The 24,068-nt window shown below is 74.8% G+C and carries 21 protein-coding genes; 5 read left to right on the top strand and 16 right to left on the bottom strand.

Features of this window, described 5'->3' with window-relative positions; genetic code table 11:
• Positions 1-60: 60 nt before the first annotated feature.
• Positions 61-1,074 carry a UDP-glucose 4-epimerase GalE gene (gene galE, locus ACIRD3_RS06580; protein ID WP_402212542.1) on the top strand — a complete coding sequence of 338 codons (1,014 nt, stop codon included), beginning with the start codon at positions 61-63 and terminating at the stop codon, positions 1,072-1,074.
• Positions 1,075-1,138: 64 nt separating this feature from the next.
• Here galE and ACIRD3_RS06575 read toward each other — a convergent pair whose 3' ends face one another.
• A complete protein-coding gene (locus ACIRD3_RS06575) occupies positions 1,139-1,819 on the bottom strand; it encodes a transglycosylase SLT domain-containing protein (protein ID WP_402212539.1) in 681 nt (226 codons plus the stop codon).
• 378 nt (positions 1,820-2,197) lie between these two features.
• Between ACIRD3_RS06575 and ACIRD3_RS06570 the strand changes: the two genes are divergently transcribed.
• Together ACIRD3_RS06570 and ACIRD3_RS06565 are read left to right on the top strand one after the other, a co-directional pair.
• Positions 2,198-2,800, top strand: a complete 603-nt coding sequence (locus tag ACIRD3_RS06570) for a DUF6542 domain-containing protein (RefSeq protein WP_402212536.1) — start codon at positions 2,198-2,200, stop codon at positions 2,798-2,800.
• Positions 2,793-4,505, top strand: a complete 1,713-nt coding sequence (locus ACIRD3_RS06565; RefSeq protein WP_402212534.1) for an LCP family protein — start codon at positions 2,793-2,795, stop codon at positions 4,503-4,505. The genes ACIRD3_RS06570 and ACIRD3_RS06565 overlap by 8 nt, the downstream gene beginning before the upstream one ends.
• A gap of 152 nt (positions 4,506-4,657) precedes the next feature.
• Here the strand turns inward: ACIRD3_RS06565 and ACIRD3_RS06560 are convergent, their stop codons facing one another.
• Both ACIRD3_RS06560 and ACIRD3_RS06555 read right to left on the bottom strand, forming a co-directional pair.
• A complete protein-coding gene (locus ACIRD3_RS06560) occupies positions 4,658-5,467 on the bottom strand; it encodes a nucleotidyltransferase (RefSeq protein WP_402212531.1) in 810 nt (269 codons plus the stop codon).
• A gap of 130 nt (positions 5,468-5,597) precedes the next feature.
• Positions 5,598-6,791: a DUF6777 domain-containing protein gene (locus ACIRD3_RS06555; protein ID WP_402212528.1), complete on the bottom strand. Its 1,194-nt coding sequence runs from the start codon at positions 6,789-6,791 to the stop codon at positions 5,598-5,600.
• Between the two features lie 574 nt (positions 6,792-7,365).
• Between ACIRD3_RS06555 and ACIRD3_RS06550 the strand changes: the two genes are divergently transcribed.
• Positions 7,366-8,706: a streptophobe family protein gene (locus ACIRD3_RS06550; protein ID WP_402212525.1), complete on the top strand. Its 1,341-nt coding sequence runs from the start codon at positions 7,366-7,368 to the stop codon at positions 8,704-8,706.
• A gap of 6 nt (positions 8,707-8,712) precedes the next feature.
• Here ACIRD3_RS06550 and ACIRD3_RS06545 read toward each other — a convergent pair whose 3' ends face one another.
• From ACIRD3_RS06545 to ACIRD3_RS06525, 5 genes are all read right to left on the bottom strand, one after another.
• Positions 8,713-9,210, bottom strand: coding sequence for a hypothetical protein (locus tag ACIRD3_RS06545; protein WP_402212522.1), 498 nt, complete (start codon positions 9,208-9,210; stop codon positions 8,713-8,715).
• 92 nt (positions 9,211-9,302) lie between these two features.
• The gene (locus ACIRD3_RS06540; protein ID WP_402212519.1) at positions 9,303-9,677 is read right to left on the bottom strand and encodes a DUF1304 domain-containing protein; all 375 of its coding nucleotides are present in this window, start codon (positions 9,675-9,677) and stop codon (positions 9,303-9,305) included.
• 25 nt (positions 9,678-9,702) lie between these two features.
• Positions 9,703-10,707 (bottom strand): serine/threonine-protein kinase, encoded by a 1,005-nt coding sequence (locus tag ACIRD3_RS06535; protein ID WP_402212516.1) that lies wholly within the window; start codon positions 10,705-10,707, stop codon positions 9,703-9,705.
• The gene (locus ACIRD3_RS06530; protein ID WP_402212513.1) at positions 10,704-11,372 is read right to left on the bottom strand and encodes a hypothetical protein; all 669 of its coding nucleotides are present in this window, start codon (positions 11,370-11,372) and stop codon (positions 10,704-10,706) included. Before ACIRD3_RS06530 ends, ACIRD3_RS06535 begins: the two co-directional genes overlap by 4 nt.
• A gap of 156 nt (positions 11,373-11,528) precedes the next feature.
• Complete coding sequence (locus ACIRD3_RS06525) at positions 11,529-13,877, bottom strand: FHA domain-containing protein (protein ID WP_402212511.1); 2,349 nt, start codon at positions 13,875-13,877, stop codon at positions 11,529-11,531.
• A gap of 265 nt (positions 13,878-14,142) precedes the next feature.
• On the opposite strand from ACIRD3_RS06525, the gene ACIRD3_RS06520 reads away from it, so the two are divergent.
• Positions 14,143-15,492, top strand: coding sequence for an acyltransferase (locus ACIRD3_RS06520; RefSeq protein ID WP_402212508.1), 1,350 nt, complete (start codon positions 14,143-14,145; stop codon positions 15,490-15,492).
• A 3-nt stretch (positions 15,493-15,495) separates the two neighbouring features.
• Here ACIRD3_RS06520 and ACIRD3_RS06515 read toward each other — a convergent pair whose 3' ends face one another.
• From ACIRD3_RS06515 to ACIRD3_RS06480, 8 genes are all read right to left on the bottom strand, one after another.
• Positions 15,496-16,284 (bottom strand): DUF3050 domain-containing protein, encoded by a 789-nt coding sequence (locus ACIRD3_RS06515; protein WP_402212505.1) that lies wholly within the window; start codon positions 16,282-16,284, stop codon positions 15,496-15,498.
• 16 nt (positions 16,285-16,300) lie between these two features.
• Positions 16,301-17,272 (bottom strand): alpha-ketoacid dehydrogenase subunit beta, encoded by a 972-nt coding sequence (locus tag ACIRD3_RS06510; RefSeq protein ID WP_402212503.1) that lies wholly within the window; start codon positions 17,270-17,272, stop codon positions 16,301-16,303.
• On the bottom strand, positions 17,269-18,354 hold the full coding sequence (locus tag ACIRD3_RS06505) for a thiamine pyrophosphate-dependent dehydrogenase E1 component subunit alpha (protein ID WP_402212501.1): 1,086 nt from the start codon (positions 18,352-18,354) through the stop codon (positions 17,269-17,271). Before ACIRD3_RS06505 ends, ACIRD3_RS06510 begins: the two co-directional genes overlap by 4 nt.
• A complete protein-coding gene (locus ACIRD3_RS06500; protein ID WP_402212499.1) occupies positions 18,351-19,265 on the bottom strand; it encodes a phytanoyl-CoA dioxygenase family protein in 915 nt (304 codons plus the stop codon). The genes ACIRD3_RS06505 and ACIRD3_RS06500 overlap by 4 nt, the downstream gene beginning before the upstream one ends.
• 88 nt (positions 19,266-19,353) lie before the next feature.
• A complete protein-coding gene (hppD, locus tag ACIRD3_RS06495; RefSeq protein ID WP_402212497.1) occupies positions 19,354-20,376 on the bottom strand; it encodes a 4-hydroxyphenylpyruvate dioxygenase in 1,023 nt (340 codons plus the stop codon).
• 59 nt (positions 20,377-20,435) lie between these two features.
• The gene (locus tag ACIRD3_RS06490; RefSeq protein ID WP_402212494.1) at positions 20,436-21,695 is read right to left on the bottom strand and encodes a beta-ketoacyl-[acyl-carrier-protein] synthase family protein; all 1,260 of its coding nucleotides are present in this window, start codon (positions 21,693-21,695) and stop codon (positions 20,436-20,438) included.
• Positions 21,692-23,362: a class I adenylate-forming enzyme family protein gene (locus ACIRD3_RS06485; protein WP_402212491.1), complete on the bottom strand. Its 1,671-nt coding sequence runs from the start codon at positions 23,360-23,362 to the stop codon at positions 21,692-21,694. Before ACIRD3_RS06485 ends, ACIRD3_RS06490 begins: the two co-directional genes overlap by 4 nt.
• Positions 23,363-23,528: 166 nt before the next feature.
• A complete protein-coding gene (locus tag ACIRD3_RS06480) occupies positions 23,529-24,059 on the bottom strand; it encodes a hypothetical protein (protein ID WP_402212489.1) in 531 nt (176 codons plus the stop codon).
• Between the last annotated feature and the right edge of the window lie 9 nt (positions 24,060-24,068).

Raw genomic sequence — 24,068 nt, 5'->3', positions numbered from 1 at the left:
GTCCTTCCCGGTCACCGGGCGCCACCGGGCGCCCGGCCGATCGCGAGGGAGCAGCCGCGCATGAAGAAGGTCCTGATCACCGGCGGTGCGGGGTTCATCGGCAGCACGGTGGCGTCCGCCCTGATCGACCGGGGGATCACGCCGATCGTGCTGGACGACCTCTCCAAGGGCCGGGCCGAGTTCGTCGAGGACCGGATCTTCTACCGGGGCGACGTCGCCGACGCCGCCCTGCTCGACCGGATCTTCACCGAGCACCCGGACATCGACGCCACCGTGCACTGCGCCGCGAAGATCGTCGTACCGGAGTCGGTGGCCAAGCCGCTGTACTACTACCGCGAGAACGTCGCCAAGACCGTCGAGCTGCTGGACTCCCTCCAGCGACTCGGCTGCACCCGCGTCGTCTTCAGCAGCTCCGCCTCCGTCTACGCGCCCACCGCCGACGCCCGGGTCGACGAGAGCTGCCCGGTGGACGCCGACAGCCCGTACGCGCGCACCAAGCAGATGATGGAGCAGGTCCTCCAGGACTGGACCCGGGGCGAGGGCGCCGAGCGGCAACGCGTCATCGCCCTGCGCTACTTCAACCCGATCGGCGCCGATCCGCAGCTGCGCACCGGACTGCAGGACCTCAACCCCACCCACGCCCTCGGCAAGCTGATCGAGGCGCACACCACCGGCGCCCCGTTCACGGTGACCGGCGTCGACTGGCCGACCCGGGACGGCTCCGGCATCCGCGACTACGTCCACGTCCAGGACCTCGCCGAGGCGCACGTCGCGGCCCTGCTGCGGTTCGACGAGGTGATCGCCCCGGGCGCGGCGGACCGCTACCGGGTGATCAACGTCGGCACGGGGAACGGCACCACCGTCCGCGAGCTGGTCACCGCCTTCGAACAGGCCGTCGGCGCCCGGCTCGACGTCCGCGAGGCGGGGCCGCGCCCCGGCGACGTGATCGGCTGCTACGCCGTCGTCGACTCCGCCTGGGAGCTGCTCGGCTGGCAGCCGCGGCGCGGCATCGCCGAGGGCGTCGCCGACGCGCTCGCCTGGCGGGCCAGGTGGGCGGCCCGGCTGGGCGTCTGACCGCCCCGCCCGGGGCGCGCTCCGGGAGCCGGCTCCCGGAGCGCGCCGTCGCCGTGCGGCGGCGCTACTTCACGGCCTCGCCGGACTTCGTCCAGTTCTCCCGCAGGCGGTCGAGGTAGGACTGGGCCTGGGAGCCGATCTTGACGCCCCGGGCGAAGGCCAGCATGTTGCCCGCCCCCGCGTTGTAGCCGAGCGCCACGAGTTCGTCCCGGCTCAGCGGCACGCTCGGACGGGCGGGGAGCTGCCCGGCGAGGTCGTGCAGGTGCCAGGCGGCGGCCTGGACGGCGAGGTTGCGGTCGTCCGGGAGCTCCTCCCACTGGCGGGAGGCGAAGGGGCGGCCCGGCTTGGTGTCGTCGAAGGCGGCCCGGTGCATGTTGGCGATGCCGAAGGAGGCGTCCGGCTTGCTGCGCTGCCAGGCCTTCTCGAGCTCGGGGTCGTGCGGCTTGTACGACTCGTTGTAGAGGATCGCCATCAGCAGCTGCGGGTTGACGCCGGCTTCGGCGGCGTACTGGCGGACCGGCGCGGCGTAGTCGGCGGGGTCGTACCGGCCGGAGGGCTTCGACGGTGCCGCGGAGGCGCCCGCCGGGGGAGTGGTGCCGGCCGGCGGGGCGGTGGCGGTGGGGGCGGGGTCGGCGGAGGTCGCGCCGTCGTGCCCGTTGCCGCGGACGAGTCCCAGCCCGGCCACGACCACGACGCCGATCACCAGCCAGCGCCCCCAGCCAGGGCTCTTCCGTTCCTCGCTCACCGCTGCCGGTCCCTCCCCGTTCGCCCGTGCGCTCGTTCGACCGCCGTACGGTCGGCCGTCCCCGGCGGCAGGTTACCCGGTGGCCTGGTCCGCGAGGTTCTTCAGACTCTCAAACACGGTGACGCTCCGCTCCTCCGGGGCGTTCCTGATGGTGTGCCGACGTGGCGGGGATCATGACCATCCTGACGACGGCCCGCCGGACGGTTCGCCCGCTGCCGGTCGGCGGCGGGTGACTTTGCTGAAATGGGTTTGTAAGCTCCAGCCGGACTTCTACAGCGTTGTAGAGGACGGACCGACGCCGGGACCGAGGGCGTCCCGGCACCCGCGGCGGTGCGAACGCGCCGTCGCGGCCGCAACGATCGATCGAGGGAAGTGCGCATGGCCGGCCAGCGGGCGAGAACGCCGTACCAGGACGCGGGACCGCGCACCGAGGACCGCGCCCTCCCGGCCCAGCGTTCCCGCGCGGCGGCGGGCGCGGGAGACCCGGCGGAAACCGGCGGTGCCGGCCCGGAGCGCTCGGGGCGACCGGGGCGGGCGCAGGCGGGCCCGGCGCGCCGCCGCCAACAGGCGCGTCGGCGCGGCGGGTTGGTCGCGGTGTGCTCGGCGGTGGGACTGCCGGTGCTGGGCGGGATCGCGGACGAGTTCGGCGGTCCCGGCGTCGGCATCCTGTTCGCGATGGGCTCGGTGCTCGGCACCGGCGCCGCGGCGGCGGTGTGCAGCCGGCCGGGCCGGTGGTGGGTGGTGACGGCGGCCCCGGTCGTGGTGCTGCTCGCCGCGTCGGGCGTCGAGTACGCGGCGCACCCCGACGCGTACCAGGGCCGGAACCTCGGCACCGGCGCGCTGCGCTGGGTGGTCGGGGCGTTCCCGGTGATGGCCACCGCGGTCGGCGTGGCGCTGCTGGTGACCGTCGGCCGGGCGGTGCTCGACCGCCGACGGCCCGACGGCGCGGGCGCGCCGAGCGGAAGGGGCCGCCGTGGCTGAGCGCAACCGAAGCCGCGACGGCGCCGGCGGCGGCGACAGGGCCGGCGGCGACCGGGCCGGCAACGGCGGGAACCGCACCGGGAGCCGTCCGGCCGGGAGCCGTGCCGTCCGCCGGACGGCCGGGCGCGCCGCCACGGGGCGCGGCCGCGCCCCGCAGCGCGGCACCTCGCCGCTGACCGCCGCGGGCCGCACCCTGGCCTGCATGGTGTCCGTGGCCGTGCTCGGCGCCAGCGGCTTCACCTGGTACGAGTACCGCAGCCTGGACGACGGCATGATCAAGTCGCTCGCGCTGAGCGAGGCCAAGAAGCACGCCCCGCCGCACCTCGACAAGGCCGTCAACCTGCTGCTGATCGGCCTGGACAGCCGCAAGGACATGGACGGCAACGACCTGCCCAAGCAGTTCGTCGAGGACGAACTGCACGCCGGCTCCAGCGAGATCGGCGGCTACAACACCAACGCCCTGATCGTGCTGCACATCCCGGCCAACGGGGGCAAGGTCACCGCGCTGTCCGTCCCGCGCGACGACTACGTGCAGACCGTCGGCGCCGACGGCAAGATGCACAAGATCAAGGAGGCCTACGGCATCGCCAAGGAGGCGGCGGAGCAGAAGCTCGGCGGCAAGGGGCTCTCCAAGGCGGAGTTGGAGCGGCAGAGCCGGGAGGCGGGCCGTTCGGCCACCATCCAGACCGTGCAGAGCCTCCTGGACGTCCCGATCGACCACTTCGCCGAGGTCAACCTGATCGGTTTCTACGACATCGCCAAGGCCGTCGAACCGATCCAGGTCTGCCTGAACCACCCGGTGGACGACCCGATCATCGCCCGGACCGCGACCCACGAGGGCGGCGGCACCGGCCTCAAACTCCCCGCCGGGATCAGCTCCCTGAACGCCGCCCAGGCGCTCTCCTTCGTCCGCCAGCGCCACCACCTCACCAACGGCGACCTCGACCGCACCCACCGGCAGCAGGCGTTCATCTCCTCCGTCGAGTACAAGCTCAAGCAGCAGGGGATCCTGAACGACTTCGGGCAGATGCAGAAGCTGTTCGGCGTGGTCAAGAAGGACGTCGTCATCGACAACGAGTGGAACATCCTCGACTTCGCCCGGCAGGCGCCCAACCTGACCGGCGGCAACGTCGAGTTCAACACCCTGCCGATCGCGGGGTTCAAGACGGTCGGCGGACAGGAGGTCAACACCGTCAACCCGGAGCTGATCAAGAAGATCGTCCGGCAGCTGTTCAACCACGAGTCCGCGCCGGACGTCCCGGCGGCCCCCGCCGAGCCCCCGGGCGACCCGGCCCCGTCCCCCTCCGCTTCCGCCGCCGGACCCCCGAAGGCCGTGGTCGACATCAACGCGGCGGCCGGCGCCGGCGCGGCGTCCACCGAGTCCAGGGCGCTGGCCGAACTCGGCTACCAGGCGGGCAAGATCGGCGACGCCCCGGCCCGGGCCCGGGTGACCACGGTGGTCTACGGCACCGGCGCCAAGGCCGACGCCCAGCAACTCGCCGGCCGCTACGGCGTCACCGCCACCTCCTCGGCCGCCGTGCCGCCCGGCCACGTCCTGCTCACCCTGGCCGTCACCCGCACCCCGACCCCCGCCCCGGCGGCCTCCTCGGGCGCCGCACCGGGCGACCCGTCCGCCGACCCGGCGGCGGGCCTGCCGATGCAGGGGCCCGCGGTGAAGGCGGGCGGGATTCCCTGCGTGGACTGATCCTGCGTGGACTGAACCTGCGGGGACCGGACCTGGGGACCGAGCCTGCATGGACTGACTCTGCGGGGACTGACTCTGGGGGGACTGACCCGCCCTCCGGTCCGACCCGGCCGTCCCCGGGGCGGGCCGGAGCCGCCCGGACCGGGCGCCGGTCAGGGACGCGGGGCCTTCTCGCCGTGGACGGCGGTGTACTCGGCGGCGAGCCAGGGGCCCAGGTCGTCGATGAACCCGGCGAGGAGACCCCGGTCCGTGGTCGGCGTACGGGCGGTGGCGGCGGCCAGGCGCATCTGGTCGGCGCGCTCCGGGTAGTGGGCGGCGAAGACCTCGGCGGAGGCGGTGAGGTCGCTGGTCCAGCCGCCCCAGCGGGGCATCACCAGGGTGAAGCCGGTGCGGACGACCCGGCGGGTGACCGACCGGCTGAGGGCCCGGAGTTCGGCCTCCGTACCGGCGGCGGCCAGGCGTTCGCGCCAGCCCGGCAGGGCCAGGGCGAGGTCGCCGTTGGTCTCCCGGGCGAGCAGCGAGGTGGGGCGGTAACGGGGGAGGCGGGCCGCGAGGTCCGGGCCGAGCAGCGGGGTGCAGAGACAGGCCACGAACCAGCCCAGGTCGTGGCGTTCCAGCTCGCTGAGCAGCGTGCCGGTGGCGAAGAGCAGCACGCCGGCCCCGTCGATCTGCGCGAACTCGGCGTCGAGCGCGGCCTCGACGGCCGCGGCGTCCGTCCGGTCCGCCGCCGTCGGCTCGTGGTGCAGGGCCAGCAGCACGTCGAGGTCGGACACGCCGGGGACGGCGGTGCCGCGCGGGATGCTGCCGTAGAGGTAGGCGCTGTGCAGCCGGGTGGGGTCGAAGGCGGCGGTGATCCGCTCACGGACGGCCCCGACCACCGGCCCGAACGCGGCCGGCACCTTGTCGAGCGCGCCCTCCCGGGCGATGCATCCGTCGGCGTCCAAGCCCCGCGTGGTGTCCATGGCGCCACTCTGCCCCGTCGTCACCCTCCTGACCAGCGAATTCCTCCCTGCTCGGGCCGCCGCCCCCGGACGGGCCGCTGCCACCGGCCGGGGCGGACGGTGGCAGAGGGGGGTGGGGACGGACGCCGGGTCAGCTCGGCTTGGGCGTGGTCGGGCAGGGGGACAGGGTCGAGGGCGCCGTGGTCGCACAGGTCGTGGTCGGCGTCGGCGTCTTCGGGGTCGTCGTGGTGGGCGGGGCCGAGCTGGTGACGGTCGGCTTGGCGCTGGTCGTGGTGGCCGTCGCACCGGTGGCGGTTGTGGAGGTGGTGCTCGACGTCGCCGTCGAGGAGCTCGGCCCGCCCGAGGAGGTCGTCGAGCCGGAGGTGGTCGACCCCGAGGTCGTCGAGCCGGAGGTGGTCGACCCCGAGGTCGTGGAGCCGGAGGTGGTCGAGCCCGAGGTGGTTGACCCCGAGGTCGTGGCCCCGGAGGTGGTCGATCCCGAGGTCGTGGACCCGGAGGTCGTCGGCTTGCCCGACGGCGTGGAGGGCTGCCACGTCGCCGGCGGCGGGATGCCCGGCACCAGCGGGCCCTTCGGCTGTTCGACGTGCTTGTCGACGATCTCGATCCGGCCGGTCAGCCGGGCGAACCAGCCGCCGGTCTCGACGTTCACCAGGATGATCTCGGTCACCGGCTGCGGCGCCGGCACCACCACGACCAGCGTGGTCGGCTGGAAGCCCGACCAGGCCTTCCCGGTGTACTTGGCGTTGCTCACCAACTTCGGCGGCTTCAGCGGGTTGCCGCAGGAGCAGCGCACCCGGGGCACGCCCTGGTTGTCGACCAGGACGGCGGTGCCGGCCTGCAGGGCGGACTGGTACTCGACCACGGCGCCGCTCTTGTAGTTGTGGTTGGTCACCCGGGCGTCCACCCGCAGGTACGTCGGCGTCAGCGAGCGCAGGTAGCCGGGGATGTCGGACTGCGCGATGCCGACGGCGGAGGACCAGGCCCGCCCGGTGTCCCCGGCCGAGACCATGCCGATCAGCCGCTCGGTGTCACAGCTGGACTTGCCCATCACCCCGCCGTACAGCCCGTTCGAGCTGCCCTCGACGCTGTGCAGGGCGGCGGGTGAACCGCTCTTGGACGTTCCGCCACCCGGGTGGGAGGTCGCGCCGCCGGGCTGTGCCGGGCTGGACGCGGGAGCGGGGGCGCTCATCCCCTGGGTCTCCACCGACGGGGTGAACGGGTCGGGCCCGGGATCGGAGGGTGCCTGCAGCGCGACCTCGTTCGCGGCCGGGACGGCCTCGTCGTGGCTGCCCTGGTTGTTGACGATCACCACGGTGGCCACCACGGCCACCGCCAGGGTGCCCGCCGCCAGTGCCAGGCCCTTCCCGGAGCGCCACCACGGCCTGCGCGGCCTGCCGCCGGATCCACTGGATCCGTTGCGCCCGCCCGAAGGCGGTCCGGAGTCCCCGGGCGGGCCCGAGGGCGGCGGGGGCACGGACGCGCCCCCGCCGGACGGCCGTCCGGCCAGCGGGCCGGAAGGGGGACCGGAGGGAGGGCCGTACGGCGGCTCGCTCGGCGGGCCGGACGGCGGCGGTTGGGAGGTCATCGAGGCTCCGTTTCGCAGGTGGCCGGCGATCACGACCGGCACAGGAAGCTCCTGCCATCGGTTTCCATTTCTCCCCCGGCGTCCCGTACGCCGCAACAGCAGGTGCGCCGGCCGTCGCCGAGCGTGCGCACCGTCCGTCGGCCACCCTGGAAGCCGACCGGGCGGACCGGACACCCGGTGGGGCCGGCCCGCCGACCGGACACCCGGTGGGCGGAGCCGGCCCGTCCCGGGGCCGGCCGGAACCGGCGAACCGGACCGCCGCAGGGTCGGCCGGAACCGGCGGGCGACGTCCGACGAGCGAGCAGGAGGCGGCATGCAGCAGCCCACCACCCGGGCCGTGGGCCCGCCCGGCGCGGTCCGCGGCTGGCTGGACGCGCTCGCCGTCGTGCTGGCGGGAGTGGTCGCGATGGCGGCGGTGGCCGCGCTCGGCATCTGGCTGGCCGGCGCCGACGACCTCCCGGACGGTGGCTTCCCCTCCGTGGTCGCCGCGACGCTGGCGCTCGCCGTCGGCGGGTCCGTCCAACTCGACGGCGGCGCGGGAAACTTCGCCGCCGTGGATGCCGGGATCAGTGCGATGCCGCTGACCGTCTCGGTGGTCGGGGCGGTCGCGATGGCCGAGGTGTTCCTGCGTCAACTGCGCTTCCGTGCGGTGGCCGGCGGCGGCGAGCTGCTCGGCCGGATCGTCCGGACGGTGGTGGTCTGGGTGCTCGCCCTCGTCCTGCTCACGCTCGGAGCCCGGCACAGCTTCGTCGTCCCGCTCGGCAACGACCTGGTGCAGTCGATCGGCGGTGCCCTCGGCCTCACTCCGGAGGTGGGCTTCCACGCCGAGGCGCCGAGCACGGTCGGCATCGGGCTGGCCTGGCTGCTGTTCGTCCTCGCGGCCACCTTCGCGGTGTCCCGGCGGGCGCCGCTGCCGCCCGCCCTGGTGCGTTACCAACTGGCCGTCCGTCCGGCCGCGTTCGCACTCTGGGCGGTGCTGCTGGCCTGTCTGGCGATCGGCGCGGTGGCCGGTGTGCTGACCGCGATCGTGCACGGCAACGCCCGGCAGACCCTGGCCGTGGTGGTGCTCGCCCTGCCCGATCTGGTCTGGTTGGCGTTCGGCCTCGGGCTGGGGGCCGAGTGGCGGGGCCGGCTGGAGGGCGGGCTCGGCCTGCCCGTGCCCAAGGCGCTGGCCGAGGTGCTCCACGCGCCGGACGGGCAGCAGGCGACGGTCGACCTCGGCACCCTGGCCGACCAGGACGCCCGCGCCTGGTGGCTGCTGCCGCTGGCCGCGGTCCTGCTGCTCGCCGCCGCCTTCCTCGCGGCCCGGCGCTCGCCGCGCGGCGTCCGGCTCTGGCGGCATGCCCTGCGCTTCGGGCTCGCCACCGCCGTCACCGTGCTGCTGGTGGGCCTGTGGACCCGGATGGACGCCGAGTACGGGCTCTCCGTGCTCGGCGTCGGCCTCGGCCAGGGCGGCCTCGCCGACCTGCTCGGCTCCGCCCTCGGCGGTGCCAACCCGCTGGCCGGCCTCGCCGGGGGCAGCCTCGTGCTGCGCCCGGTGCTCTGGACGTCCGTCCCGCTCGCGGCGGGCTGGGGCCTGCTCACCGGTGCGCTCGGCGCGCTGCTCGCCACCCGGGTGCGGCACCGGGGCGAGCTCACGGAGGAGCGGGCCTGAGCCGGTTCAGAACAACCGGTGGCCCTGGACCAGGGCGGTCTTGGTGCCGTCGTCCCGGACGAGCCGGAGCTTCCCGACGCCGCTGTGCACCTTCGCGCTGAACAGCAGGGACGGGCCGACGATCGCCCCCGCCGCGGCCAGGGCGACGAGCAGGCCGATGGTGTCGGTGGTCCGCTGGTCGCCCTCCTCGACGGTCCGGCCGCCCAGGTCGATCAGCAGGGGGACGGTGACGAGGAGCGAGAGCAGCAGCAGCCAGCCGAGGCCCCGGTGCACCAGCTGTTTGGCCCGGGCCCGGGCGGCGCTCTCCACCCGGACCGCGAGGGCGCGGGTGCAGCGCGGGCAGATGAGGGAGATCTCCTGGTCCCCGCTCTTGGGCCGGGGCGCGCCGCCGGTCGGCAGATGGGTGACGCTCCACTTGACCGTCGTCGTGGTGAGCCCGTGCTCCACGCTCGCGCGGCAGCCGAGGCTCACGACGTACCGGTCGCCGATCGAGGACCGTGCCACTCCGCCACCCCCTGCCGCGCCGCCGCGCCGGTCGCGGAGGGCAGCCGGATTGTAGCCCCGTCGCGGCGGCGGTCGGAAGCGGTGGCGATGCGTCAGATCACCTCGGCCAGAAGGATCACCGCCGCCGGGACGGCCTGGCCGAGCGCGCCGCGCCACAGTCTGGGCTCGGAGACGAACAGGGTGATCCCGCCGGCGAGCATGAAGGCGCCGATGTAGACGATCACCGCGCGGCCCGAGGCGCTGTGCCCGGTGTGCAGCAGGACCAGGCCGGCGACCAGGCCGAGGGCCAGGAAGAGGTTGTAGAAGCCCACGTTGAACCGCCACAGCCGGACCTCGGGGGCGTCCGCGGTGTTGCCGGTGAGCAGGTAGCGCACCCGCGGGTGGCCGTACAGGAAGCTCTCCAACGGCCACACCACCAGGTGGATCGCGGCGGCGACCATGGCGAAGACCTGGCTCACGGCGTTCATGGCACGGCGCTCCCTTCGGCGGGTGTCACCACAGCGGCGGGTGGACCGCCGGAGCGGCCCAGGCGGGTGGCTCGGGCACCGCGGTCCGGCCGGGGACGGCCGCCGGCACGACCTGGGTGGGCGGACCCTCGCCGCCCCACCGGACCGGGGCGGGAGCCGACGCCGCGCGCAGCTCGGCGACGAACTGCAGGCAGCTCGCGTACCGCTGCTCGGGCGTCTTGGCGAGCGCCCGGGCGACCACCGCCGCCACGGCGGACGGCAGGTCGGTGCGGTGCTCGTCCAGCGCGGGCGGCGGATCGTTGAGGTGCGCCCAGAGCAGCGCGAGGTCGCTCTCCCGGCGGAACGGCGGGGCGCCCGCCAGCATCTCGAAGACCACGCAGCCGAGGCTGTACTGGTCGCAGCGCCCGTCCAGCGGCCTGCCGGAGATCTGCTCGGGCGCCGCGTAGTCGAGCGTCCCGACGATCTGGCCGACGCTGGTCAGCCCGCTGAGCGAGAGGGACTTCTTGGTGAGCCCGAAGTCCGCCAGGTACAGGTGCTCGGGGTGCTCGCTGTCCGTCCCGGCGGCGACCAGCACGTTGCCCGGTTTGACGTCCCGGTGCACCAGGTCGTGGTCGTGCGCGGCGTCCAGCGCGGAGGCGATCTGCAGGGCCAGCCGGGTGGTCCGCTCGACCGCGAAGGGGCCGCCCCGGTTGATCAGGGAGCGCAGGTCGCCGCCCTCGACGTAGCGCATCGCGATGAACAGGATGCCGTCGTGCTCGCCGGCCTGGAACACCGGGATGATGTGCGGGTGGTCGATCGCGGCGGCGGCCTCGGACTCGAGCATGAACCGCTGCCGGAACACCTCGTTGCGGGCGAGCTCGGGGGCCAGCAGCTTGACCGCGACCGTCCGGCCGAGTCGCAGGTCCTTGGCCCGGTAGACCACGGCCATGCCGCCGCGCCCGATCTCGCTCTCCAGCCGGTAGCCCGCGACCTTCCGCCCGACCAGGCCGGCGGGCAGGCTGGGGGCGGACGGCCGGTCGGCGGTGGTCACGGCTCACCGGCCTGGGTCGGGGCGTACGGGCCGGGCGCCGGTGCTTCGCCCGGCCGGGGTGCGGGACCCGGTGGGTGCCCGGGGAGCGGGGCCGGCGGCGGCGCCGGGGCGTGGGCCGGGGTGTGGGTCGGCGTGTGGCCCGGGGCCGGTGCCGGCTTCGGCGTCGGGGGGACGGAGGGCGGCGGCCGGTCGGTGGCCGCGTACGTCTGCAGCTGCAGCCCGTCGCAGTAGCACCAGCGGTCGTGCACGGGGTCGAACACCCAGAGCGCCTCGCCGTCCACCACCAGACCCAGCCGCAGACCGCGGGCCAGGTCCCGGAAGGACTCCAGGTCGAGGGTGCCGGCCGCGAGGTCCTCCAGCAGGGCGCGGTAGCGGGCCAGCGCGCCCTCGGCCTCGGCCAGCGCCGGGCGCGGGTCGGCCGTCCGGGCGGGCGGGCCCCCGGCCGCCGGCGGCGGCTGCGGGAGGGCGACCAGCAGACGGCCGTCCACCCAGGTGGTCCAGCCGTTGGAGCACAGGACCTGCGCCCAGTCGCCCTGGTGGCCGAGCAGCTGCAGCGGCAGCAGCGAGTCCAGCCGGGCGGAGGGCCGGGCCGGATCCGGGGCGGTCCAGGAGGCCAGTCCGCCCGGCGGGGCGACATGGGTGGGGCGGAACGCGAACTCGTCCATGGGCGGCTACATTTCCTCCGCCGCGCGACCCCCGCCGCGCGCGGCACGAATCGCACCACAGGGCTGTTCCCACTCTACCGGTGGCCGCCCGGCCCGACCCGGCGTCGCCGTGGGCGCACCAGCACCGGGCTCGGCGCCCGGCGCAGCGTCCGCACGTCACTTCCGCATGATCGCGGGCTCGTGCCGCCGCAGCAGGGCCAGCACGACCAGCCCGTACGCGGCGGACAGGGCCGGCAGCATGACCATGCTCAGCTCCCATCCGGACCGCTGGTGGCGGAACATCGGGTCCTGGGTGATGTCGTTCGGGAAGAGCGTGTGCAGCTCCACCGTGCGGGCCATCGCCGACATGCCCCAGCGGGACGGGATCAGCCAGGCGAACTGCTCCAGCCCGGGGACGGCGTAGAGCTTGAGCATCAGGCCGCTGAAGACGATCTGGACGACGGAGAGGAGCACCAGCAGCGGCATGGTGGCCTCCTCCTTGTCCACGAGCGCCGACACCACCAGGCCGAGCATCATCGCCGAGAACGCCAGCAGTGCCACCGCGATGATCAGTTCGGGCAGCTGCGGCATCACGACCCCCGTGGGCACCGCCGCCGAGAGGTCCACCCCGGCCAGGCCGACCACGGTGAGCACCGCGGCCTGACCCACCGTGACGATGCCGAGGATCACCACCTTGGAGACCAGGTAAGCCGATCTGGACAGCCCGACCACGCGTTCCCGCTGGTAGATCGCGCGCTCCTTGACCAGCTCGCGCACCGAGTTGGCGGCGCCGGTCAGCAGACCGCCGATGCAGAGCGTGAGCAGGCAGTTGACGGCGTTGACCGGGGTGAGGCGGGACCCGGCCATCGCCCGGCACATCAGGCCGATGACGAACGGCAGCACCACCATGATGGTGAGGAACAGCCGGTCGGCGGCCAGCACGGACGCGTACCGGCGCACCAGGGTGCCCAGCTGGGAGAACCAGCCCTGCGGCTTCTCCCGGCCGATCGCCGGGGCCCGTTCGGGCGCCCGGACCGGGACGGGCAGCGCGGGCACCGCCTCGGCCGTCACGTACCGCCGGTACTGCGGGGAGGCGCGGAAGCGGGCCTGCCAGGAGGCGTGGTCCTCGTTCTCGAAGGCCTCGAAGGCCTCCGGCCACTCCTGGTAGCCGAAGTAGTCGAGCGCCTCGCCGGGCGGCCCGTAGTAGGCCGTCCGACCGCCCGGGGCCAGCACCAGCAGGCGGTCGCAGACGTTCAGGCTGAGCACGCTGTGCGTCACCACGACCACCGTGCGGCCGTCGTCGGCCAGCCCGCGCAGCATGCGCATCACCGAGCGCTCCATGCCCGGGTCCAGGCCGGAGGTGGGCTCGTCGAGGAAGAGCAGGGACGGCTTGGTGAGCAGCTCCAGGGCGACGCTGACCCGCTTGCGCTGGCCGCCGGAGAGGCTGGCGATCACCTGGTCGGCCCGGCCGTCCAGGCCCAGTTCGTGGATCACCTCCAGGACCCGGGCCTCCCGCTCGTGCGGGTCGGTGTCGCCGGGGAAGCGCAGCTCGGCGGCGTAGGACAGCGCGCGGTGGACGGTGAGCTGGGTGTGCAGGATGTCGTCCTGCGGGACCAGGCCGATCCGGCGGCGCAACTCGGCGTAGTCGCGGTACAGGTCGCGTCCGTCGTAGAGCACCGTGCCCTCGTCGGCGGGGCGCAGCCCGGTGAGCGCGTTGAGCAGGGTGGACTTGCCCGCGCCGCTCGGGCCGGCCACGGCGAGCAGCGCCTTCTCGGGCAGCGGGAAGCCGACGTCGTCCAGCAGCACCCGCCGGTCGGGGCCGACCCGTACCACCAGGTGCTGGACGTCCAGCGAGATCTCGCCGGTGTCGGTGTACTCGACCAGGTGGCCGTCGGAGAGGCAGAGCGCGGAGTGGCCGATGCCGATGATGTCGGCCGGGCCGACCGGGGCGCGCTGGACCGGGCTGCCGTTGAGGTAGGTGCCGTTGTGACTGCCCAGGTCGACGATCTCGTGTCCGCCGTCGGGCAGTTCGCGCAGTTCGGCGTGGTGCCGGGAGACCACCAGGTCGTCCAGGACCAGGTCGTTGTCGTACGAGCGGCCGATCCGCACGGTGTGGTCCGGCAGCTGCAGGACGGCGCTGGGGCTGCGGAAGGTGCCGGAGCTCTGCGGGGCGATCAGGGACGGGCGCTCGTCCGGTGCGGGCGCGGGCAGGCCCGCGAAGGTCGCGGACGGGCCGTCGGCCGGATCGCCGAAGCGCAGCCTGGTGCCCGGGCCGACGTCCTCGCGGACGACCCGGTGGCCTTCGTCGAAGGTGCCGTTGGTGCTGCCGACGTCCTCCAGCAGCCAGTGGCCGTCGGTGGCGCGCAGGATCGCGTGGTGCCAGGAGACCCGGGGGTCGTCCAGGACGATCTCGCTGGTCGGGTCGCGGCCGAGGTGGTAGGCCCGGGCCGGGTCGATCAGCTGGGAGTCGGTGTCGGTCACCAGGACGAGGGGCGGCGCGGTGAGTGCGCCGGGGCGCTCTCCCATGCTCGGAATTCTATCGCCGGGCGGTCCGCGGGGCCTTTCCGGAAGAGGCGGCCGGTAGGGCCGGTTCGGCGGGGCCGGTCCGAAGAGCCGGTCCGAAGAGCCTTGCCGGACTGCGGGATTGGACTGGACCACTGGATGCGCGCGGCACTATCGTTCGGCGTGCCCGCGCACCGGGCGCGGCCGGGTGGCCGAGCGGTGCCGCGTGGTCGTCCCACCGCGGGGCCGAGTCCTGCCGAGTGTCGTCGAGTGCTGTGGAACGGAACCCATGAGCATCTGGCCCCAGTTGCGCCGATCCCGGACCGTCCGCGCCGGGCGGGCCACCGGGCGGGTGCTGCGCTGCGGCCTGATGGACACCATGCTCGCCGACCTCGCCGTCTCGGTGGTGCTCTGCTTCGAGCACACCCTGGACGAGGACCGGCTGGCCGCCGGACTGGCCCGCGCGCTGGAACGGGTGCCGGTCTTCGCGGGACGGCTGCGCACCGTCGACGGCGTCCTGGAAGCGGTCTGCGACGACTCCGGTGTGCCGTTCGGCGCCTACGCCGTGGAGGGCACGCTCGCCGAGGCGATGGCCCGGGTCACCGCTCCCGGCGCCGAGCTGGTCGACCGGGTGGACGCCCCTGGCGCGCGGACCGGCGGCGCTCCGCTGCTCACCGTCCGGATGACCGGGACCGCCGACGGCGGGACGGTGCTCGGCTGCTCCTGGCACCATGCGATCGGCGACCTGCACAGCTTCATGCTGTTGCTGCGGATCTGGTCGGCGGCGGTCGAGGGGGAGGCGCTGCCGGAGGCCGAACTCGTCGCCGACCAGGACGCGTTGCTGGACCGGGTGCTGCCCGCCGAGGACTGCGGCCGGCCGGGCTTCCGGGTGCCCTCGCACGAGGAGGCGGAGCTGCTGGTCCGTGAGGTGGCGGCCGGTCCGCGGGCCAACCGGACCGTCCAGATCGCCTTCACCGACGCCGAAGTGGCCCGGATGCGCGCGCGGTTCGGAGCTTCGGCCGGGCGCCGGCTGTCCTCCGGGGACGTGCTCTGTGCCCATCTCCTCCACACCCTGCGGGAGTTGGACGGCGACGGCGTCGAGCGGATGCTGACCGTCCCGGTCAACGCGCGCCGCTGGCTCGGCCTCCCGCCCGCCCTGGTGGGCAACCTGCTGAGCGAGGTCCACGTCCCGCACCGGCCCGGGGACGGCCCGGCGGCGCTCGCCGGCGCGCTGCGGTCGGCGGTCGAGGAGTTCCCGACCGCCCACCTCAACCTCCGCTCCAACCTGGGCTTCCTGGCCGCGCTCGGCCGCTCCCGGCTGCGCGAGTGCGTGCCCCTGGGCTTCGACCCGGGGGAGCGCCGGTTCAGCTTCTCCAACTGGAGCCGCTTCGGGGCCTACCGGGTGAGCTTCCAGGGGAACCGCCCGGTGTTCTTCAGCCCCGCCGCCAACTACCCGCTGCCGTGGGTCAGCTGGACGGTCGAGGGGTTTCGCGGCGAGGGGTACCTGAGCACGGTGGTGCTGCCGGCCCGGCTCGCCGCCCGGGTCCGCGGGGCGGAGGGCCGGGCGGCACTGCACCGGTACCGTACGGCGGCCGACGAGCTGCCCGGGTCGTCGGCCGTGCTGCCGAAGGTGGTCTGACGGCTACGGGAACGAGCGCTCGATCGCCGTCCACAGCGCGGAGCGGGCCCGCAGCGCGGTGCGGACGGTCTCCGCGCAGGAGTCCCACTTGGCCTGGTCGTCGCCGCACAGGTCGATCAGCATCTGCATCGCCATCGGCGTGTGCTGCTCGCCGTCGACCTCGATGTGCCGGGCGAGGTAGTCCTTGAAGACCGTGAGCACGCCCTCCGGGTCCTCGATCGCGATCACCTGGGTGAACATCTCCGGGATCAGGTCCTCGCGGCCGAAGGCGAAGGCGGCGGCCCGGCAGTGCAGCGGCGCGTGCTCGATGATCGACCAGGTGGTGCCGGTGAACTCGACGGCGGCCTGCGGGACTTCGGCCGCCTTCAGGGCCTCCGGTACGGCTCTGCCGGCGCCCAGCAGGCCCAGGAACTCCGTCACCGGGAGGGTGTCGGCGCCGGCCTGGCGCATGCCCTCGAGATAGAGCTCGAAGTGACTGGTGTAGCCCTCGCCGAGCTCGTCGCTCTCCTCGACCAGCACGATCTCGTTGATCAGCCGGCGGCTGGCCGTCGGGCCGCTCGGGACCCACGGGACCTCGACGCAGGTCAGGTCGCGCTGCAGGCTCTTCAGCAGCGACATGAAGTCCCAGACGGCGAAGACGTGGCTGTTCAGGAAGGTGCGGACGCGCTCGATGCTGGTGAGCTCGCGGTACACGGAGTGGCCGACCACCTCGTGGCGCAGCGGGTCGATGGCCCGCTGCAGGCTGGTCAGGCCGGGGTGGGAGCGGTCCCAGTGGTAGCGGTTGGCGGACATGCGGGCTCCTTGTCGCTCAGTGGTGGTGCTTCATGACGCCGTACAGCGCGTGCCGCAGCTGTTCGCGGGTGGGCTGCAGGGCGCGGTCGAGGGTGGGGGCGAAGGGCAGGACGGCTCCGTCCGGGCGGGTGACCCGGCGGGGTGGCGCGATCAGCCGCATGTCCTCGGCGGCGGTGGCCAGGACCTCCGCGCCGAAGCCGCAGCTGCGGTTGGAGTCGTCGATCACGACCAGCCGGCCGGTACGTTCCAGCGAGGCGGCGAGCGCGGCCCAATCTAGGGGGTACAGCGTGCGTGGGTCGAGGACTTCGACAGAGATCTCTTCGGCGACCTCCTCCGCCACGGCGAGCGCGTCGTGCACCAGGTGTCCGACGGCGACCACGGTGACGTCGGTGCCCGGGCGGTGGATCCGGGCCCGGCCGAGCGGGACGGGCACGAGCTCCCGGGTGACGGTCTCGCGCACCGGCAGGGCGGCGGCGGGCGCGAACACCACGACCGGGTCCGGGTCCCGGATCGCCGAGCGCAGCAGCCCGTAGGCGTCCGTCGGGGTGGCGGGCACCACGGTCTTCAGCCCGGCGTGCGCGAACAGGCTGTACGGATGGTCGGAGTGCTGCCCGGCCCAGCCGTCCCGGGAGCCGGAGCCGGGCACCAGGCAGGTCAGCGGCACGGCCGCCTGGCCGCCGGTCATCAGCGAGAACTTGTGCGCCTGGTTGACGAGTTGCTCGAAGACCAGGAACAGCAGCGAGGGGATCTGGAACTCCAGCACCGGGCGACGGCCGGCCAGCGCGGCGCCCATCGCCAGGGCGGTGAAGGCCTGTTCGGACAGCGGGGTGTCGACGATCCGCCCGGGGCCGAAGCGGTCCAGCAGGCCGAGCGTGGGCCCGGCCAGACCGGCGCCGATGTCCTCGCCGAAGACGCAGACCGCCGGGTCGGCGGCGAGTTCGTCGGCCAGCGCCCGGTTGAGGGCCTTGGTGTACGAGAGCCTGGTCACGGAGTCGCTCCCGCCCGTGGCCGCAGCCCGTCGGCGTACAGGTGGTCCAGGGCGCCCGCCGGGTCCGGGTGGGCGGAGGTGTGTGCGAACTCCTCGGCGGCCGCGAGAAGTTCGGTCACCGAGCGGTCCTGCTGGGCGACGGTTGCGGGGTCGAGCAGGGCGGCGGCCCGGGGGAGCGGGTCCCGCTCGCGCCAGGTCTCCACCTCCTCGGGGGTGCGGTAGCGCAGCTTCATCCGGCGTTCCATGGTGTGGTGGCCCTCGTAGCGGTAGGTGCGGCACTCCAGGAAGCCGGGGCCGCCGCCCGTCCGGGCCCGTTCGACGGCGCGCAGAGCGGCGGCGCGGACGGCCTCGGTGTCCATGCCGTCCACCTCCTCGGCGGGGATGCCGAAGGCGGCCGCCCGCCCGGTGGCGCTGCCCGCGACGGCGGTGGCGGCGGGCAGGGTGGTGGCGTAGCCGTTGTTCTCGCAGACGAACAGCACCGGCAGGCGCCACATCGCGGCGAGGTTGAGCGATTCCAGCAGGACGCCCTGGTTGAGCGCGCCGTCACCGAAGAAGGCCACCGCCACCGGGCACCCGCCGTCCGGCTCCCCCTGCTCGGTCCCGTCCTCCCGGGCCCGGGCTTGTGGGGACTGCTTCCGGTGCGCCTGGGCCTGCTGGGCGGCCCAGGCCGCGCCGACCGCGATCGGGGCGCCGGCGCCGACGATGCCGTTGGCGCCGAGGATGCCCAGCGAAAGGTCCGCCGCGTGCATGGAGCCGCCCCGGCCGCCGTTCAACCCGCCGACCCGGCCGAGCAGTTCGGCGAGCAGCCGGTGCGGTGCGGCACCCCGGGCGAGCACGTGGCCGTGGCCGCGGTGGGTGCTGGTGAGCCGGTCGGCCGGGCGCAGCACCGCGCAGACGCCCACCGCGACGGCCTCCTGTCCGATGTACGGGTGGATGCCGCCCGGGATCCCGCCGGACTTCACCAGGCCGAGCGCCAGTTCCTCGAAGCCGCGGATCAGCCGCAGCATCCGGTAGCGCTCGGCGGGCGTGCCGAGCGGCGCCGGGCGGCCGGGCGCGCGCACCGCCTCCGGGGGAGCCGTCACGGCCGGCCCCGCCAGACCGTCGGGCAGAACTCCGGGTCGGCGTAGTCCGGTCGGCCGTCCGGGGTGCGGCGCACCAGCACGTCGTGGTTGTACACCACCGGTTCGCCGTCGGCCCGGTCGTGCCGGCGGTACTCGTTGGCGCCGTCCTGCAGGTGCAGCGAGACGGCCCGGCGCGGGTAGCAGGCCAGGTTGGGGCCGCTGCCGTGGTAGGTGCGGCAGTGGTGGAAGGACATGTGGCCGCGCGGGATCGACATCGGGACCTTGGTCACCCGCTGCCCGTTGTGGGCGGCGTTGGCGGCCAGGATGCCGTCCAGTTCGGAGCGGTCGCGGTCGGCGAAGTGCCGGGTGGAGTCCTCGCCGGAGGGCAGCTCCCGCCAGCGGTGGCTGCCGTCGACCATGGTGATGGTGCCGTTCTCCTCCCGGCAGTCGTGGAACGGGATGAAGGCGGTGAGCATCTCCTGCGAGGTGCAGGTCTGCCAGTAGTGCTTGTCGAAGTGCCACGGCACCCGGTTGCTGGGCTCCTCGGGCACCGGCGGCTTGTAGATCAGGGTGGCCTGGAAGATCCGGATCTCCTCGGCCCCGGCGAGCAGTGCGGCCACCGCCCCGACCAGCGGCTTGCGCAGGATCGCGCCGACCGCCTCGCTCTCGTAGTGGACGTAGTCGTTGTGCCGCTGGACCGGTCCGTCGGAGGGCTGCCAGGCGGCCAACCGGGGCGGACGGGCGGGCAGTTCGCGGTCACGGTGGCCGGCGTAGTAGAGCTCGGTGGCGGCCTGGAGGGTGTCCAGCTCCTCGTCGCCGAACAGCCGGCGGGACAGGTACCAGCCGCGCTCGCGGTAGTGGGCCACCTCCTCGGGGGTGGGCAGCAGGGCGTGCTCGGCCTCGGTGAGCCGGAACGCGGCGGTCGTGGTCATCGTGCGGGCCTCCTTCGGAGGTCGGGGAGGTGCGGGGAGGTGCGGGGAGGGTGCGGAGGTGTGGGGGTGCGGGGGCGGACGGAGGCGGTCAGACGGCGGCGGCGGAGCCGTGCCGCTCGACGGCCTCGTAGAGGGCCTTGATGTTCGCGGTGCCGAAGGTGCCCGCGCCCTGGCGCTCGATCAGTTCCAGGAAGTAGGTGCGCCGGGGGTGGGTCGAGCGGGCGAAGATCTGGAACAGCTGGCCGCCGTGGTCCTGGTCGACCAGGACGTGCAGGTCGCGCAGGGTCTCCACCGGGATGGCCGTTTCGCCGAAGCGCTCGGCCAGGACGTCGAAGTAGGCGGCCGGGGTGGTCAGGAACTCCACGCCGCGGGCGCGGACGGTCCGGACGGCGGTGGCGATGTCGCGGGTGCTGAAGGCGAGGTGCTGCACGCCGGCGCCGCCGTGGGCGGCCAGGAAGTCGTCGATCTGGCCGGGACGGCGGCTGGTGTCGGGCTCGATCAGAGTGAAGGTGACCGCGCCGGAGGGGCTCTGCACCACCTTGGAGTCCATGGCCTGCTCGCCGACCTCGATGTACTCCTCGAAGATCGTGTGGAAGCCCAGCGCGGCCTCGCAGAACCGTACGCAGGGGGCGAGTTCGCCGGCCGGGAGGCAGATCGCGACGTGGTCGAGCCGGTCCAGCAGGTGCGGCTCCGCGCCGCTTCCGGCGGTCGGCGCGCCGGTGGATCCGTCGGTGGATCCGTTGGCGGGCAGCGGGACGAAGCGCAGCGCGGTGTCGCCGAAGCCGGCGATCAGGGCGCCCGCGCGGTCGAGCACGCGGGCGCCGTGCCGTTCGGCGCGCTCCAGGGCGGCCCGCGGATCGGTGCAGCCGAGGGCGAGGACGGCGACGCCGTCCCCGTGCCGGGCGACGAACGCCGCCACCGGGTGCCCGGGGTCGACGGCGGACGTCAGCTGCAGCCGGATGGTGCCCTGGCCGAGCTCGACGGTGCGGGTGCCGCCCGGGCCGAGCGTCGGATCGGCGGCGGTGAAGCCGTAGTCGGCGCAGAGTTCGGCCGCGGCCTTGTCGGCGTCGGCGCAGTGGAATTCGGCGTGGACGATGGTCTGGATGGACAACGGGATCTCCCCCCGGAGGGATGGCGGGTCGTGGATCGGCGCGCTGCCCGGTACGGCGTCTACCGGGCGGCCCGGGTGGCCGGGCCGAGGATGAGGCTGAGGTTGTGGCCGCCGAAGGCGAAGGCGTTGCTCAGCGCGGCGCGCACCGGGGCGGACCGGGCGGCGCCCCGGACGTGGTCCAGGTCGCAGGCCGGGTCGGGGTCGGTCAGGTTGAGCGTGGGCGGCAGCGTCCCCCTCGCCACCGCCAGGGCGGTCACCGCCGCCTCCAGAGCGCCGGCGGCGCCCAGGAGGTGGCCGGTGGCGCCCTTGGTGGAGCTGACCGCGGGTGGGTGCGCGCCGAAGACGGCGTGCAGGGCCGCGGTCTCGGCCACGTCACCGAGCTTGGTGCCGGTGCCGTGGGCGTTCACGTAGTCGATGTCGCCCGGGGCCAGCCCCGCGTCGGCGAGCGCGGCGCGCATCGCGTCGGCGGCGCCGGTGCCGTCCGGCCGGGGCATGGTCGGGTGGTGGGCGTCGGTGGAGGCGCCCCAGCCGAGCACCTCCGCGTAGCCGGCCGCGCCGCGGGCCTCGGCGTGCTCGGCGCTCTCCAGGACGAGGACGGCGCTGCCCTCGCCCAGCACGAAGCCGTTGCGCCGGGCGTCGAAGGGCCGGCTCGCCTGCTCGGGATCGTCCCAACCGTGGGCGAGCGCGCGGGCGTTGGTGAAGGCCGCGGCGATCGTCGGGTGCAGCGAGGACTCGGTGCCGCCGCACACCACCACGTCCGCGTCACCGGCCCGGACCAGCCGAAGCCCCTCGGCGATCGCCTGGGCGCCGGCCGCGCAGGCCGTCACCACGGCGGAGCTGTAGCCCCGGATGCCGTGCTTGATGGCGACCCGGGCGGCGGCCATGTTGGAGAGCATGCCCGGCAGCAGGTACGGGCTGACGCCCGGGCGGGCGCGCTCCAGCCGGCGGTGCGACTGCTGCTCGAAGGTCTCCAGTCCGCCGCCGCCGGTCGCCAGCACCACGGCGGTCCGGTGCGGGTCGGCGTCCCGGCCGACCACCAGGGCGGCATCGGCCAGCGCGTCGTCGGCGGCGGCCAGGCCGAGCAGCACGAAGCGGTCCACGCAGCGGGTCTCGGTCGGCGGCAGCACCTCCCGGCCGTCCACGGCGGGGGCGATCCCGGCGGCGGGCAGCCAGCCGTGCGCGGCGTGGCCCTCGGGGACGGCGCGCACCCCGGAGCGTCCGGCGGTCAGCGCCTCGAACACCTCGGCGGGCTTGCGGCCGAGGGGCGAGACCAGGCCGATGCCGGTGACGACGGCGCCGAGGCGCGCGGTGCTGCTCACGCGCCGACCCCCGCTCGTGCGCCGACCGCCGCTCGTGCGTGGGCCGCCGCTTGTGCGTGGGCCGCCGCGAGGTGGCGCTCGCGCAGCAGGACCTTGCGGACCTTGCCGGTCGGGCCGAGCGGGATGTCGTCCCCGGAGACCACGGAGACCCGGCGGACGGTCGCGGCGGTGGGCCCGTCCAGGGCGGCGAGGACGTCCTCGGTGCGGTCGAGCGCCGGGTCGGCGCCCTCGGCGAGCAGCAGCAGGACGTCGGTGACCACCCGCTCGCCGTCCCGGACCGCCACCACCGTGCAGTCCAGCACGTCCGGGCGGGCGGCGAGCACCCGCTCCTCCGACATCGCGGTGAACAGCCTCTCGCCGCCGCCGAGTTCGACCGAGTCGACGGCCCGGTCGACGTGGTAGTAGTAGCCCTCCTCGTCGCGGTACATCAGGTCCCCGGTGAGGAAGCGGCCGCGGATCCGGGTACGGAACGTGGTGGCCGAGTCGTTCCAGTAGCCGAGCGCCAAGGTCGGTGAGGCGGTGGCGAGTTCGCCGACCTCGCCGGGCCCGAGCGGCTCGCCGTCCGGGCCGACCACAGCGCAGTCGACGAAGGCGTGCGGGCGGCCGACGCAGCGGCCGTACCGCTCGGTGCCGGGGCCGTGGGTGATGAAGAAGTGCGAGTGGCCCATCTCGGTGGAGCCGAGGCCGTCCACGAACAGCGAACCGGGCACGCGGGAGCGGCCCGCGCGGGTGACGGCCTCCCGGCTGCCGGTGGCGATCAGGCGGCGGATGTGCACCTCGTGCGCGCAGTCGCCGGTGTTCCACCAGAGCGCGACCGAGCTCAGGTCCCGGGCGGCGAGGTCGTGGCGGGCCAGGTCGGCCCAGGTGGCGGCGAAACCGATCACCCCGGTGGGCCGCCACCGCTCGATCGCGGCCAGCACGCCGTCGCCGGACTGCCGGGACAGGAAGGCCAGTCGGGTGTGCGAGCTGAGCGCCAGGTTGAGCGCGATGACGGTCGCGGCGTGCGGCGCGGGCAGCGCGCTGAGCATCCGGTCCTGGCCCTGCGGGCGGGGCAGCCGCAGCCGGTGGCGGATCGCCGCGTACAGGCTCGCGTGCGAGTGGACGACGGCCTTGGGCATCCCGGTGGTGCCGGAGGAGTGGGTGATCGCCACCGGGTCGCCGGACCAGTGCCGGTACGGCTCCGGGGCGTCGTCGGGGTCGCCGGCGCCGAGGGCGCCGATCTCCGGCAGCAGCGGCGCGCCCGGGTCGTGGCCGGCCAGGGCGGCGAGGTGGGCGGGATCGGCGAGGACACCGGCCGCGCCGAGGCGCGCGATGTAGCGGGCGGCGCGCTCGCCGTCCAGGTTGGGGTTGAGCAGCGCGGGGATGGCGCCGAGCCGGGCGAGGGCGAGGAAGGCGAGCACGTGGTCGGCGGCGGCACTCGCGTACACCACGACCGGGTCCCGCCGGGTGATGCCGAGTGCGTGCAGGGCGGCGGCGCGGGCCCGCACGGCGCGGTCCAGCTCGCGCAGCGTGAGCGGCTGCCAGGCGGGGTGGTCGTCCACCGGGGTGTCGAAGGTGAGCAGCGGCTCGTCGACGTCCAGCCCGAGGGCGATCCGGGTGGTGAGGACGTTGCCGGCGCCGACGTCGGGGTCGTCCGCGAGCAGGGTGCGGAGACTGCGGATGGTCACGGGGGTGGGTCCCTCCCTCGGGGCCGGTGGACGGCCCGGGCGGCGGATCGGGTGGCAGGGGTCGGTCGGCCGCGCGCGGGCGGCGCGGCGGGTCGGGGGCTGTGGGCCCTCAGGACGCGGGACGGAGGTCGCGGGTCCTCTGGCTCCGGACGGAGGTCGCGGGTCGTCAGACCGAGGGGTGCGAGAGCAGGACGGCCGTGGCGTGGTCCCCGTCGGGCGTCTGCTCGGCGGCGATGACCAGCACCCGGTCGGCGTCGCCGTCGGCGAGCAGCAGCGCGGCGAGCTCGTACGCGTCCGCCGGGACGCGCCCGGGGGCCGCGGGCCGGGCCGGGCAGATCGCCACCACCGGGCCGGTCAGGCCCCAGTGGGCGGCGATGTGCCCGAGGACGGCATTGGGGTTGGACTGGAAGAACAGCAGCGGACCGGTCCGCCGTCCGGGTTCGGCGCTCTGCTCGATGGCCCGCGCGGTGACGAGGTCACCGCTCGCACTGGCCAGCAGCAGCGCGGTCCTCCCGGGGGCGGGCGGTTCGTCGTGCAGGGCGCGCAGGCAGCGGTCGGCGGTGTCGGCGACCAGCGGGTTGAAACCGGAGGCGGCGAAGCCGGGCAGCGGTGGCGGCGGCCCGTCCGGGCCGGGGGCGGGGCGGCGGGCCTCGGCGAGGACCCGCAGGCCGTGGGTGTCGTCGGCGGGGGAGGTCATGGTGGTGTC

Source organism: Kitasatospora sp. NPDC093550 (genome assembly GCF_044764985.1).
In the GTDB taxonomy this organism is placed as follows: Bacteria; Actinomycetota; Actinomycetes; order Streptomycetales; family Streptomycetaceae; genus Kitasatospora.
This window is presented reverse-complemented; position numbering and strand designations above follow the sequence as displayed.